Genomic DNA, 13,327 nt, shown 5'->3' with positions numbered 1-13,327 from the left:
GGAGCACACATCATGTCATTGCAATCTCTCGACATCGTGCGTCGCTCCGCCACCACGACCCCGTCGCCCAGCATCCGCGAGGCGCATTCGGGCGAGGTCGCCAAGCTCATCGACGTGTCCAAGTGCATCGGCTGCAAGGCCTGCCAGACCGCCTGCATGGAGTGGAACGACCTTCGCGAGGACGTCGGCTCCAACCACGGTGTCTACGACAACCCCATGGACCTGACCGAGCACTCCTGGACCGTCATGCGGTTCACCGAGTACGAGAACACGGCCACGGGCAACCTGGAGTGGCTGATCCGCAAGGACGGCTGCATGCACTGCGCCGACCCCGGCTGCCTGAAGGCCTGCCCCTCGCCGGGCGCCATCGTGCAGTACGCCAACGGCATCGTGGATTTCCAGGAGGAGCACTGCATCGGCTGCGGCTACTGCGTGACCGGCTGCCCCTTCGACGTGCCGCGCATCTCCAAGGAAGACAAGAAGGCCTACAAGTGCACGCTGTGCTCCGACCGCGTGGCCGTGGGCCAGGAACCGGCCTGCGTCAAGACCTGCCCGACTGGCGCCATCATGTTCGGCACCAAGGACGCGATGAAGGACCAGGCCGCCGAGCGCATCGAGGACCTGAAGTCGCGTGGTTTTGAGAAGGCCGGCCTGTACGACCCGGCCGGCGTGGGCGGCACGCACGTGATGTACGTGCTGCACCATGCCGATCAGCCCTCGCTCTACGCAGACCTGCCCGACGAGCCGAAGATCAGCCCCATGGTCAGCCTGTGGAAGGGCGTGGCCAAGCCGTTGGCGATGTTCGCGCTCGGCGCGGCCGCGCTGGGTGGCCTGTTCCACTACATCACCAAGGGTCCCAACGAAGTCTCCAAGGAACTGGAGGATGAGATGGAACGCGAAGACCAGAAAGCGAAGGAGGCCTGACCATGCAACGCAATCCCCGCGACTTGCAACGCTACACGGCCTCAGAGCGCGCCAACCACTGGGCCGTGGGCATCTGCTTCATCCTGCTGGCGCTCTCGGGCCTGGCCTTCTTCCATCCCGCCTTCTACCCGCTCACGCAGCTGTTCGGGGGCGGACCATGGACGCGCATCCTGCATCCGTACATCGGCCTGGTCATGGCCGTGGGTTTCGTCATGATGTTCCTGCGCTTCTGGCGACTGAATGTCATCGAAGCGCGCGACAAGGAATGGCTGAAGAACGTGCGCAAGATGGTGGATGGCAACGACCACGACATGCCCGAGCAGGGCAAGTACAACGGCGGCCAAAAAGTGCTGTTCTGGGGCCTGGTGGCCTGCATGGCCGTGCTGCTGATCAGCGGCGTGCTGATGTGGCGGGCCTGGTTCGACCTGCCCGTGACGCTGGTTCGCCTGGCCTCCGTGCTGCATGCCATCGCGGCGGTGGGCATGATCGGCCTGATCATCCTGCACGTCTACGCCGCGATCTGGACGCGCGGCACCATCCGCGCCATGCTCTACGGCACCGTCACCCGCGCCTGGGCCAAGCAGCACCACCGTGGCTGGTACCGCGAGAAGACCGGCGACAATCGCTGACGACGGATTTCCGGTTCCCGCACCCACGCCGCCGATGACCCGGCGGCGTTTTGTTTTCCAGGATCCCCATGCAACGCATCCTCCAACCCGGCGACATCGAGGCGCTCGACCACACCGCCTTCACCCGCGTGCGCCTGCCCGAGCCGACCAGCCTCTACACCGACCGCGCCGCGCGTCTGAGCCAGCTGGCGGAGGGCAACCCGATCGCCGACTACCTGCGCTTCGCGGCCCGCCTGGTGCGTGCCCAAGGCAAGGTCGCGGCCACGCTGGCGCCGCTGTCCTTCAGCGACGCCCAGGTGCAACAGATCGCGCGCGCGCAAGCGCATTCCATGCCCCTGTTGCCGGCCGCCGAACACATCGATCCGACCTGGCGCGAGGTGTTGGTCCAGCTGCTGGACGCGCTGGAACAAGGTGGCGCTTCGTCGAAGCAGCCGGCCGAGCCCCTGCCTGAGGCCATCCAGAGCCTGGTCACGCGCCTGCGTGGTCTGGGCGAAGAGGATATCGACGCGCTGGCGCATCGCATGGTCACGCGCCTGGCCCTGCTGCAGACACCCGGCAAATCCACCGAGGCCGAGGAACTGGCCCTGCAACCCCTGGTGCTGGCCGCGCTGCAAGTCACGTACACCCACCGCGCCAGCCATCTGCGCGCGGCCGATGTTCCCTACACCGACCCGGCCAGCATCTGTCCCGTCTGCGCGGCCCCACCCGTGGTCAGCGTGCTGCGCATCGGCGGCCAGTCCGCCGGCCACCGCTACCTGCACTGCGGCCTGTGCGCCACCGAGTGGCACATGGTGCGCGTCAAATGCAGCCACTGCGAATCGACCGCAGGCATCCACTACCAGGGCGTCGAAAGCCAGGCAGAGGACACCGACGCAGATGCCGTTCGCAAGAACACCAGCGACAAGAAGGAACAGCAGGTCGTGCTGGCGGAAACTTGCGACCATTGCCACGGCTACCGCAAGATCGTCAACCAGGAAAAAGACCCGCTGGCCGAACCGCTGGCCGACGACCTGGCCACGCTGACACTCGACTTGCTGATGAGCGAAACCCCCTACGCCCGCGCCGGTGCCAATCCGCTGCTGGCCTTCGCCGCTGAATAACCTGTGCGAGCACACACCAACGTGATAGCCTGACGGTCCACCACCCTCTTGCGCGAGTGATGAGTTCATCCTCCACCGAATCCCCCAGTCGCGGCCCCGGCCTGCTGGCCAAGTTGCCCTCCGTCGATCGCGTGCTGGCCAAACCGCCGCTGCGCACCCTGTCCGCGCAGTACGGACTAGGCCAGGTCACCGCCACGCTGCGCGCCGTGCTGGACGGCTTGCGCGCGCAGGTCCAGGCCGGTGCACTCACGGCCGAGCAACTGGACACCCATGCCAGCACCGAAACCCTGGCCGGCACCGTCGCGCACCGCCTGGAGGCGAAGTTCGCGCCGCGCCTGCGTGCCGTGTTCAACCTCAGCGGCACGGTGCTGCACACCAACCTGGGCCGCGCCCTGCTGCCCGACGACGCGGTGCAGGCCGTGGTGCGCACGCTGACCGCACCCGCAAATCTGGAGTTTGATCTGGCGACCGGCGGACGCGGCGACCGCGACGATCTGGTTGACGAACTGCTGCGCGAACTCACCGGCGCCGAAGCCGCGACGGTGATCAACAACAATGCCGCCGCCGTGCTGCTCACGCTCAACGCGCTGGCCGCGAGAAAAGAAGTCATCGTCTCGCGTGGTGAGCTGGTGGAAATCGGTGGTGCCTTCCGCATCCCAGACATCATGAAACGCGCGGGTGCGACCCTGGTCGAGGTCGGCACCACCAACCGCACCCATGCCAAGGACTACGCCGAGGCCATCACGCCGCGCACCGCCCTGCTGATGAAGGTCCACACCAGCAATTACGCGGTGACCGGCTTCACCAAAAGCGTGTCCGAAAGCGAGGTCGCTCACATTGCCCACGCGGCCAGCGCGGCGCACCCGCAGGGTGTGCCGCTGGTGGTGGACCTGGGCAGCGGCACCCTGGTCGATCTGTCACGCTGGGGCTTGCCGCACGAGCCCACCGTGCACGAGACCATCGCCGCGGGCGCCGACCTCGTCACCTTCAGCGGCGACAAGCTGCTGGGCGGTCCGCAGGCCGGGCTGATCGTGGGCCGCAAGGACCTGATCGCGAAGATCAAGAAGAACCCGCTCAAGCGCGCGCTGCGCGTCGGCAAGTTGACCCTGGCCGCGCTGGAGCCGGTGCTGCGCCTCTACCTCACTCCCGAGCGCCTGGCCGAGCGCCTGACCACGCTGCGCCTCTTCACGCGCCCGCAGGCGCAGATGCGCGCCCAGGCCGAGACGTTGATGCCCCTGCTGCAGGCGGCCCTGGGCGCCGCTTACACCGTGGACACGGCCCCCATGTTCAGCCAGATCGGCAGCGGCGCCCTGCCCTCGGACACCCTGCCCAGCCACGGCCTGCGCATCCAGCCCGCGCAGGCCAAGGGCGCGGGCCGCGCGCTGGCCCACCTCGAATCCGCCTTGCGCGAACTGCCCCGCCCCGTGATCGGCCGTGTCGCCGACCACGCGCTCTGGCTGGACTTGCGCTGCCTGGAAACGCAAGACGAAGCGGACTTCATCGCACAGCTTGCACATTTGCAAACACCACCAAAAGCATGACCGTGCAGACCTCCAATGGCCGCGGAGCAGGCCATACGCGGGCTCCCGTGGAACCGGCTTTGCCGGGCCGCCGGGAGCGCCCCCTTGAGGGGGGTGGCGCAGCGACACGCAGTGCGCGCAGCCTGGGGGGGAGCCGCTCGTGATCGTCGGAACCGCGGGTCATATTGACCATGGCAAGACCACACTGGTGCGGGCGCTCACCGGCGTGGACACCGACCGGCTCAAGGAAGAAAAGGCGCGTGGCATCTCCATCGAGCTGGGCTATGCCTACATACCCCTGCCCCAGACCACGGGCGAGGATGCCCGCGAGGTGCTGGGCTTCATTGATGTGCCCGGCCACGAGAAATTCGTCCACACCATGGCCGCCGGCGTGGCGGGCATAGCCCACGCGCTGCTCGTGGTGGCGGCCGACGACGGCGTGATGCCGCAGACCCGCGAGCACCTCGCCATCGCCCTGCTGCTGGGTGTGCGCGAAGGCAGCATCGCCCTGACCAAGACCGACCGCGTGGACGCCGCACGCATCGCCACCGTGCGCGCCGAGTTGCAGGCCCTGCTGGCCGGCACGCCCCTGGCCGGCGCCGCGCTGTTTGAAACCACGGCCACGCGCGACGGCGACCCTGGCGTGGCCGCGCTGCGCGCCCACCTTTTCGAGCGCGCGCGCGCGCATGCGGCGCGGCCGGATGACGGGTTGTTCCGCCTCGCGGTCGACCGGGTGTTCACCCTCGCGGGCCAAGGCACGGTGGTCACCGGCACGGTATTCGGCGGCACGGCCCGGATCGGCGACAGCCTGCGCCATTCGGCCAGCGGCCAGTTGGCGCGCGTGCGCAGCATTCACGCGCAGAACCGCGCCAGCGCGAGCGGCCACGCAGGCCAACGGGTAGCGCTCGCTCTCGCGGGCATCGAGAAAGATGCGATCCAGCGTGGCGACTGGATCGCCGACGCACCCGCGCTGCGGGCCACCCGGCGCATGGACGTGCGCTTGCAGCTGCTGCCCGGCGCGGAGATCCGTGCCTGGACGCCGGTGCATGTGCACCTGGGCGCGGCCCACCACCTCGCGCATGCGGTACCGCTGGAGGGCGACCTCGTGCGCCACGGGGACAGCCAGCGAAACACAGACACGGCGGACCAACCATCCGATGCGCCCGCGGCCAAGGGGACCCGTGTGCAATTGGTTTTCGACGCCGATGTGTACGCCACGGCGGGCGACCGCTACATCCTGCGCAACGCGCAGGCCAGCCGTACCCTGGGCGGCGGCCAGGTGCTGGACCCGTATGCACCCGAACGCAAACGCCGCAGCCCCGCGCGACTGGCCTGGCTGGACGCGCTGCAGGCGGCCCTGCACGATGGCGGGCTTGCCCCCCTGCTGGACCATGCGCCACACGGCCTGACACGCAACCACCTGGCCCTGTTGCTCGGTCGCCCTCCCGAATCACTGGCCTGGCCCGCGGACGTGCTGGCGCTGCCCTTGGCCGAGGGCGATGCGCTGCTCGTCGCTACCGCGCACTGGCAGGGCCTACGCGCGCAGGTGCTCGACGCCTTAACGCGCCTGCACACCCAATCACCCGATGAGCCCGGCGTCAACGCCGCGCGCCTGCGCCGCATGGCCTTGCCGAACCTGAACGCGGCCACGCAGGCGCAGGGCGACGCGCTCTGGCAAGGGCTGCTGGCGGCCTTGCTGGCCGAAGGCGCGCTGGCGCAAAGCGGGGCCTGGCTGCACCTGCCCACGCACCGTGTCGAGCTGAGCGCGGCCGAACAGACGCTGGCCGAGCGGCTTTTGCCCGCGCTGCGCGGCGCGAGCCCGGTCGAAGGTTACGACCCGCCCTGGGTGCGCGACCTCGCGCGGGACTTCCAGGTCGGCGAGGAGGTGGTGCGGCAGTTGCTGCGTAAGCTCGCGCGGCAGGGCGCGCTGCACCAGGTGGTCAAGGATCTGTTTTACAGCGCCGAACGCATGGACGAACTGGCCGCGCTGATTGCGCGGCTGGCGGTCGAGGCGGCGTCAGGCCCGGCGCAAGAGAGCGTGGACGCGGTGGCGGTGCCGGCCACGCAGGGCGCCGTGGAGGCGGCCCGGTTCCGCGACGCCACCGGCCTGGGCCGCAAGCGGGCCATCCAGGTGCTGGAGTATTTCGACCGCGTGGGCTACACGCGCCGCGTGCGCGACGCGCACCTGCTGCGGCCCGGCGTGAGCTGGCAGGGCGTCGCCTGAGCGCATCTAGAATCACACCGATGATGCGCCGAAGGAAGGCACACGCACCCGGTGGTGCGCCCGGGCTTCAAACCCGGTAGGGGGCGTCAGTCGCTCCCTGGTAGGTTCGACTCCTGCTGCTTTCCGCCCTGAGCTCACCACGCTTCATTTCCACGCATGAGCGCCCACCCGACCGAACAAGCCAAGGCCCTGTTTCAGCAAGGTCTGTCCCTCACGCAAGCGGGTGACTGGGGAAGGGCCGAACAGTTGTTCGCGCAAGCCCTGGTCCTGGCGCCCGGACGCCCCTCGCTGATGCAGAACCTGGGCATCGCGCGCGTGGTCTTGAAGCGTCACGCCGAGGCCGAGCCGCTGCTGCGCGCCGCGCTCGACCCGCATGCGCCGGCATCACCCGAGACCTTGGGCGCCTGGCGTGCCTTGGCCCAGGCGCAACTGGCGCTGGCGCAGTACCAGCCCGCCCTCACCAGCCTGGAGCGCTGCTTCGCGCTTGGCGAAACCGGCGCCATCCCGCGCGCGCAGTACGCGCAATGCCTGTCGCGCCTGAACCGGGGTGCCGAAGCCATCACCGCCTACCAGCGCGCCCTGCATGCCGACGCTCAGCTGCCCGACGCCTGGACCGAGCTGGGCAATGAGTACCGCCAGGTCGGCCGGCATGAGGACGCCGAGCGTTGTTATCGGGAAGCGCTGGCACGCGGCGGGGACGCAGACATGCTCCACTACTTTCTGGCCGCGATGCAGGGCGATGCCCACGCGATCACCGCCACGCCGCCGCATTACGTGCGGCAACTCTTCGACCAATACGCGGAGCAGTTCGACGAGCACCTGGTGCGGCAACTGGGCTATCGCGGCCACGAACGCCTGATTGACCTGCTGCCGCCCGAGGCGGGAACGCGCTTTGCGCGCGTGCTGGACTTGGGCTGCGGCACGGGCTTGTGCGGCGCTCATCTGCGCGCCACCTTGCTGTTGCGCCACGACGTCCTGGAAGGCGTTGACCTCTCACCCGCGATGCTGGAGAAGGCGCGTGCGCGCCAGGTGTACGACGTGCTGCACTTGGTGGACATCCACGAGTTTCTGGCCACGCCGCCCGAGCAGCCCTTTGACCTGGTGCTTGCCGCGGACGTCTTCATCTACCTCGGCGCGCTGGACCGCGTGTACGCTGCGATGGCGCAGTGGCTACGGCCCGGCGGCTGGTTGGCTTTCACGGTCGAAACACCTGGCGCGCAAGCCACAGCGGCGCAAGGAATGGAACTGCGCAGCAGCATGCGCTACGCCCATGCCCTGGGCTATCTGCGTGCGCTGGCGGCGCGGCACGGGCTGACCGTGATGCACATGCAGGAAGAGGTGCTGCGCCACGACCAGCGGCAAGCCGTGGCAGGGGCCTATGTCTATCTGCGCCGGGATTAATGGCACTTCATGCAAACGCCGCGAAGTAAGCGTCCAGCCGCGCGATTTCGCGCTGCTTGTCCGCGTCGCTCATGAAGCTGGCTTCGAAGCTGTTGCGTGCCAGCGTGTAAGCGTGGCCCGCATGCAAGGCCGGCAGGGCGGCGAAGGTCTGCAGGTAGTTCTCATTGACGTAACCGCCGAAATAAGCCGGGTCGTCGGAGTTCACCGTGGCGCACAGGCCTGCGTCCAGCAAGGCACCGAGGTTGTGCTGCGCGAGCGTCGGAAACACGCAGAGCTTGAGGTTGGACAAGGGGCAGACCGTCAGGGGCACACGGTCCCTCGCGAGCCGTTGCATGAGCGCTGGGTCCTTCACCGACTGCACGCCATGGTCGATCCGCTCGGCACCCAGCAGGTCGAGCGCGCCCCAGACGTAAGCCGGCGGGCCTTCCTCGCCCGCGTGGGCCACGATGCGCAGACCCAGATCTCGGCAACGCGCGAACAGGCGGGTGAATTTCTCGGGCGGATGTCCGACCTCGCTGCTGTCCAGTCCCACGCCGATGAATTGGTCACGGTAAGGCAGGGCGGCCTCCAGCGTGGCCAGGCCATCCTCCTCGCTCAGGTGGCGCAGGAAGCAGAGGATGAGCGCGGCACTGATGCCGAGTTTGTGCTCCGCGTCGATGCAGGCCCGGTGCAGGCCCTGGATGACGGTGGCCATGGGCACACCACGCGCGGTATGGGTCTGAGGATCGAAGAACAGTTCGGCGCGCGTCACCTGGTCGGCTGCGGCGCGCTCGAAGTAGGCCCAGGCCATGTCGTAGAAATCCTGCTCTTGCAGCAGCACGCTGGCGCCCGCGTAATAGATGTCGAGGAAACTCTGCAGGTCGGTGAAGGCGTAGGCGCGACGCAGCTCCTCCACGCTCGCATAGGGAATTGAAACACCGTTGCGCTGCGCTAGTTGGAAGATCAGCTCGGGTTCTAGCGAGCCTTCGATGTGCATGTGCAGCTCGGCCTTGGGCATGCCACGCAGCAGCTCGGGCAGGCGGGCGGCGGGGATGGCGGAGAAGTTCGTGGTCGTCATCATCGGCTCCTGAAAGTGGGCTGAGGCTTAGACAGCGCAGGAACACCCGCGCGCGGTCCTTGCATCAGCAAGTCCCGAAGCGCACACCCAGCTCGCGCAGGTAACGGCGGTAGTGGGACGAGGCCAGGTCGGCCGCGCTGTGCACTTCCTTCACGGGCGCCTGCTCGCTGATGGGCAATAGCTTGGGTCGCTGGGATTCGAGCACGGGCTGGTCTTGCCCGAAGATGGTGTTCTGGAAATCGATCAGCTTCTGGTCCGGGTCCTCGCTGTGGTTCATCGCCATGCGGATCCAGACGCGGCTGCGCTCGGGCTCGACCGGGCAGACAAACAGCGCGATGGACTCGCGAAAGTTGGCCAGCTTCACCGCCGAAGCCTCGGGTACCTTGGTCAGCGCGCAGTGGTAGGGTCCGGCGACCTCGTAGGTGTACTCCACCATGGCGCCGCCCTGGGCATGCACGCTGGACTGGGGCTGCCAGGCGAAGCAATCGGACACGAAGATGCCCGTGGGCGTCTTCTCGACCTTGTAGGGCTGCATGGCCGTGTGGTCGCGCGCACCCAGCCAGCCGGTGTGGACGAAGCCGAAGTGCGACATGTCCAGGAAGTTCTCGACGATGCGCGGCGCGCTGGCCTGCACGTCATACGGACCGGACGTGACCTTGCGCAGGTTTGCGTCGTCCTCCGCGGCGAAGGCCGGCAGCGGCACCGGTACTTGGGCCTGCGTGGTCGCTTCCGCCGGACTCAGACAGACCCAGACCAGGCCATACGCCTCGCGCACCTGGTGCGCGCAGGCCCGGTGCCCCTCGGGCGGCGCGAACTCCGGCACGGCCGGGATCGCGACGCAGCGGCCTTGCGCCTCGAAGCGCCAGCCGTGGTAGGGGCACTCGAGCACGCCCTCCACCACCCGCCCCATGGACAAGGCGGCGCCCCGATGGGGGCAACGGTCGGTGAAGGCGCGAACCTGCCCGTTGGCGTCGCGCCAGAGCACCAGGTCCTCGCCCAGCAGGCGCACGGGCACGGGCTGCTCGTGCACGTCACGGCACAAAACCACGGGATGGAAAAAGGCGCGTTCGATCATGTTCAAAGAAAAACGGGCAACCAGGCTGGCTGGCTGCCCGAGAGAGGATCAGAGAAAACGGAAGGTTGAAGCCGACCGCTCAGTTATTTGCCCGAGGGAATCTTGCCTTCCACGCCCTTGACGTAGAAGTTCACGCTGTCCTTCCAAGCCTGGTCGGCCATCTTGCCCTTGGCCAGCACTTCCTTGCCCTCGTTGGTCACGATGGGGCCGGTGAAGACTTCGAACTTGCCCGACTTCAGGCCGCTCTTGACCTTCTCGACCTGGGCCTTGGTGGCCGCCGGAACTTCGGGCGAGATCTTGATCAGGTCGTTCACGCCTTCGGGCACGCCCAGGATGGTGCGGCCCGTCTTCCATTTGCCAGTCATCACTTCATCGATGGCGCGGACGTAATACGGGCCCCAGTTGGCGATGGCCGAACCCAGGTGGGCCTTCTTGGCGAAGGCGCTCATGTCGCTGTCCCAGCCGAAGGCGTACTTGCCATTCTTCTCGGCGGTCTGCAGCACGGCGGAGGAATCGGTGTTCTGCAGCAGCACGTCGGCGCCCGCGTTGATCAGGCTCTGGGCGGCTTCGCTTTCCTTCGGCGGATCGAACCAGGTGTTGATCCAGACCACCTTGACCTTGATGTTGGGGTTGACCGTCTGCGCGCCCAGGGTGAAGGCGTTGATGTTGCGCAGCACTTCGGGAATCGGGAAGGAGCCGACGAAGCCCAGCGTGCCGGTCTTGCTCATCTTGCCGGCGATGATGCCGGCCATGTAGGTGTCCTGGTAGAAGGAGGCATCATAGATGCGCATATTGGGCGCCGTCTTGTAGCCGGTGGCGTGCTCGAACTTCACGTCCGGGAATTCCTGGGCCACGCGCAGCATGGGTTCCATGAAACCGAAGGAAGTCGCGAAGATGATCTTGTTGCCTTGGGCGGCCAGGTCGCGGATCACACGCTCGGCGTCGGCGCCCTCGGGCACGTTCTCGACGTAGGTGGTCTTGACCTTGGCGCCGAACTTCTTCTCGACTTCCTTGCGCCCGAGGTCGTGCGCGAACGTCCAGCCCGCGTCACCCACCGGGCCCACATAGACCCACGCCGCCTTGAGCGGCTCGGCGGCAAAGGCCGTCAGGCTGGTTGCGGCCAGCACAGCTGCAGCCAGACCCGCCTTGAAGAGAGAACGTTTGTTCATGGTGCTTCCTTCTGAGGAGAAAAAAATGGATGAGGGAATCAAGCAAAAACCACGCCGGGATTATGGCGCGACTGGGCGCCGAACAGAAGTGCGCGTCACCAGCGGGCAGGCGCCAGCGCGTGGCGCGTCCTTGATCATCCCCCCGGGTGGAAGGGCTTGCCCAGGGAAGCGGGCATGTTGACGCGTATCCAGACCGGGTTGCGCGAAATCAGCACCAGCACGACGATGGTGGCCAGATAGGGCAGCATGGCCAGCAACTGACTGGGGATCTGCACCCCCGCGCTCTGCAGCGCGAACTGCATCATGGTCACGCCACCGAAGAGGTAGGCCCCCAGCAGCACGCGGGCCGGCCGCCAGGTTGCAAAGGCGGTCAGCGCCAGCGCGATCCAGCCCCGCCCCGCCACCAAGCCCTGCACCCAGAGCGGTGCGTAGATGACCGACAGAAAAGCCCCGGCCAGGCCGCAGAGCGCCCCCCCCACCAATACCGCCGCGAAACGGATGCGCCGCACCGGGTAACCCAGGGCATGCGCTGCGGCGGGCGATTCACCCACCGCACGCAGCACCAGGCCTGTGCGACTGCGGTAGAGGAACCAGGCCATCCCGGCTGCCAGCGCCATCGCCGCGTAGACCATGGGATGCAGTTGGAAAAAGGCCGGGCCAACAAAGGGAATGTCCGCCAACAGCGGTACCGCGTTCGGCGTCGGGTCAGACAATTTTTTGCCCACCATGCTCACACCCACGAAGGCGGAAAAGCCGGTGCCGAACAGGCTGAGCGCCAGCCCCGTGGCGTACTGGTTGGTGTTGAGCCAGATCACCAACAAACCGAACACCGCCGCCATGCCTGCGCCTGCCGCCGCGCCTGCCACGAAACCCATGGCCGCCTCACCGGTGTGAAAGGCGGCCGCGAAACCGGCGATGGCGGCCACCAACATCATGCCTTCAGCGCCCAGGTTGAGCACACCCGCTTTCTCATTCAGCAGCAGGCCCAGACCCGCCAGCACCAGGGGCGTACCCGATGCCAGGGCGGCTGCGATCAGCAATGCGGTTTCGTTCATGCCTGTGCTCCGCGCGGTTCGTGATTCGCCTCTTTCTTCGCCCCCCCTCGACGCACGGACCAGCGCACGCGGTAATTGATCAAGGTGTCGCAGGCCAGCAGCAGGAAGAGCAGTGCACCTTGGAACACGCTGGTCAGCGCATTGGGCAGGCCCAGGCGCGACTGCGAGAGCTCACCGCCGATCAGCAGCATGGACAGCAGCAAGCTGGAGAACACGATGCCCACCGGGTGCAGCCGCCCGACGAAACAGGCGATGATGGCCGCGAAACCGTAGCCCGTGGACAGGTGCGGCGTCAACTGCCGCACCGGCCCCGCAACCTCCATGGCGCCAGCCAGGCCAGCCATGGCGCCGGACAGCAGCAGGGCCGTCCACAAGGTGCCGCGGCTGGAAAAACCCGCGTAGCGCGCCGCGGCGGGGGCCAAGCCACCCACCTGCAACTGGTAGCCGCGCCAGGACTTGGACAGGAAAAGCCAAAACCCGACCACGGCCACCAACGCCACGACGATGCCCCAGTGCAGGCGCGTGGGGGGCAGCAGCACGGGCATCCAGGTCGAGATGTCGAAGGTCTTGGTCTGCGGGAAGTTGTAGCCTTGCGGGTCCTTCCAGGGACCGAAGACCAGGTAGTTCAGCAGTTGCTGCGCCACGTAGACGAGCATCAGGCTGACCAGGATTTCATTGGCGTTGAACTTGTCGCGCAACCAGGCGACGATGGCCGCCCAAAGCGCGCCGCCCAGGGCACCCGCCAGCAGCACCACCGGCGCGTACAAGCCACGCGGCCCCAGCGGTTCGGGCGACTGGAAGGGCATCAGGGTTTGGCTGTCCAGGTTGTGCATGGTCAACCAGAGCGCCACGCCGCCACCCGTGATGGTGCCCAGCAGGAACTGCCCCTCGGCACCAATGTTCCAGATGTTGGCCCGGTAGCAGGCGGCCAGGCCCAGGGCGCAGAGCATCAGGGGCGTGGCCTTGAGCAGCAACTCAGAAATCGGCCGCAGGCCGCGCAGCGGCTCGACGAAAAACACCGCCAAGCCAGCCAGCGGGTCCTTGTCGAGTGCGATGAAGAGCAGGCTGGCCAACAGCACGGTCAGAACCAAGGCCAACAGGGGCGAAACCCAGGCCATCCACTGGGAAGGCTGGGGACGGGGTTCGAGCCTCAGCATGCGCCGACCTCGTTGC

Annotated in this window: 11 protein-coding genes and 1 tRNA gene; 7 read left to right on the top strand and 5 right to left on the bottom strand. The window is 67.4% G+C overall.

Annotated elements, in window-relative coordinates; all coding sequences use genetic code 11:
• Positions 1–9 precede the first annotated feature (9 nt).
• The 7 genes from fdxH to AZ34_RS02850 all read left to right on the top strand — a co-directional run bounded on the left by fdxH (position 10) and on the right by AZ34_RS02850 (position 7,798).
• Positions 10–924, top strand: a complete 915-nt coding sequence (gene fdxH / locus AZ34_RS02875) for a formate dehydrogenase subunit beta (RefSeq protein WP_035604619.1) — start codon at positions 10–12, stop codon at positions 922–924.
• Positions 925–926: 2 nt separating this feature from the next.
• Positions 927–1,553 carry a formate dehydrogenase subunit gamma gene (locus AZ34_RS02870; protein ID WP_035604617.1) on the top strand — a complete coding sequence of 209 codons (627 nt, stop codon included), beginning with the start codon at positions 927–929 and terminating at the stop codon, positions 1,551–1,553.
• Positions 1,554–1,621: 68 nt separating this feature from the next.
• Positions 1,622–2,653 carry a formate dehydrogenase accessory protein FdhE gene (gene fdhE / locus AZ34_RS02865; RefSeq protein WP_035604614.1) on the top strand — a complete coding sequence of 344 codons (1,032 nt, stop codon included), beginning with the start codon at positions 1,622–1,624 and terminating at the stop codon, positions 2,651–2,653.
• Positions 2,654–2,712: 59 nt separating this feature from the next.
• Positions 2,713–4,194 (top strand): L-seryl-tRNA(Sec) selenium transferase, encoded by a 1,482-nt coding sequence (gene selA / locus AZ34_RS02860; protein ID WP_051509482.1) that lies wholly within the window; start codon positions 2,713–2,715, stop codon positions 4,192–4,194.
• Between the two features lie 139 nt (positions 4,195–4,333).
• Positions 4,334–6,397: a selenocysteine-specific translation elongation factor gene (gene selB / locus AZ34_RS02855; protein ID WP_035604612.1), complete on the top strand. Its 2,064-nt coding sequence runs from the start codon at positions 4,334–4,336 to the stop codon at positions 6,395–6,397.
• Positions 6,398–6,430: 33 nt separating this feature from the next.
• Positions 6,431–6,523, top strand: a tRNA-Sec gene (locus tag AZ34_RS18165).
• A gap of 30 nt (positions 6,524–6,553) precedes the next feature.
• Entirely contained in the window at positions 6,554–7,798 is a 1,245-nt protein-coding gene (locus AZ34_RS02850) for a tetratricopeptide repeat protein (protein ID WP_035604604.1), read from the top strand.
• A gap of 7 nt (positions 7,799–7,805) precedes the next feature.
• On the opposite strand, the gene AZ34_RS02845 is transcribed toward AZ34_RS02850, so the two are convergent.
• From AZ34_RS02845 to AZ34_RS02825, 5 genes are all read right to left on the bottom strand, one after another.
• Positions 7,806–8,858, bottom strand: coding sequence for an adenosine deaminase (locus AZ34_RS02845; protein WP_035604602.1), 1,053 nt, complete (start codon positions 8,856–8,858; stop codon positions 7,806–7,808).
• A 61-nt stretch (positions 8,859–8,919) separates the two neighbouring features.
• Entirely contained in the window at positions 8,920–9,930 is a 1,011-nt protein-coding gene (locus tag AZ34_RS02840) for an aromatic ring-hydroxylating oxygenase subunit alpha (protein ID WP_035604599.1), read from the bottom strand.
• Positions 9,931–10,013: 83 nt separating this feature from the next.
• Entirely contained in the window at positions 10,014–11,099 is a 1,086-nt protein-coding gene (locus AZ34_RS02835) for a BMP family ABC transporter substrate-binding protein (protein WP_035604596.1), read from the bottom strand.
• A 134-nt stretch (positions 11,100–11,233) separates the two neighbouring features.
• On the bottom strand, positions 11,234–12,154 hold the full coding sequence (locus AZ34_RS02830) for an ABC transporter permease (protein ID WP_035604594.1): 921 nt from the start codon (positions 12,152–12,154) through the stop codon (positions 11,234–11,236).
• A complete protein-coding gene (locus tag AZ34_RS02825; RefSeq protein ID WP_051509481.1) occupies positions 12,151–13,311 on the bottom strand; it encodes an ABC transporter permease in 1,161 nt (386 codons plus the stop codon). Before AZ34_RS02825 ends, AZ34_RS02830 begins: the two co-directional genes overlap by 4 nt.
• Between the last annotated feature and the right edge of the window lie 16 nt (positions 13,312–13,327).

The sequence above is a fragment of the Hylemonella gracilis str. Niagara R genome (assembly GCF_000600295.1).
GTDB lineage: Bacteria > Pseudomonadota > Gammaproteobacteria > Burkholderiales > Burkholderiaceae_C > Hylemonella > Hylemonella gracilis_A.
This window is presented reverse-complemented; position numbering and strand designations above follow the sequence as displayed.

Coding starts and splice junctions, on each gene's coding strand:
- selA (WP_051509482.1), top strand. CDS start 2,713: ATGAGTTCATCCTCCACCGAATCCCCCAGTCGCGGCCCCGGCCTGCTG.
- AZ34_RS02835 (WP_035604596.1), bottom strand. CDS start 11,099: ATGAACAAACGTTCTCTCTTCAAGGCGGGTCTGGCTGCAGCTGTGCTG.
- AZ34_RS02825 (WP_051509481.1), bottom strand. CDS start 13,311: ATGCTGAGGCTCGAACCCCGTCCCCAGCCTTCCCAGTGGATGGCCTGG.
- AZ34_RS02850 (WP_035604604.1), top strand. CDS start 6,554: ATGAGCGCCCACCCGACCGAACAAGCCAAGGCCCTGTTTCAGCAAGGT.
- fdhE (WP_035604614.1), top strand. CDS start 1,622: ATGCAACGCATCCTCCAACCCGGCGACATCGAGGCGCTCGACCACACC.
- AZ34_RS02845 (WP_035604602.1), bottom strand. CDS start 8,858: ATGATGACGACCACGAACTTCTCCGCCATCCCCGCCGCCCGCCTGCCC.
- AZ34_RS02830 (WP_035604594.1), bottom strand. CDS start 12,154: ATGAACGAAACCGCATTGCTGATCGCAGCCGCCCTGGCATCGGGTACG.
- AZ34_RS02870 (WP_035604617.1), top strand. CDS start 927: ATGCAACGCAATCCCCGCGACTTGCAACGCTACACGGCCTCAGAGCGC.
- AZ34_RS02840 (WP_035604599.1), bottom strand. CDS start 9,930: ATGATCGAACGCGCCTTTTTCCATCCCGTGGTTTTGTGCCGTGACGTG.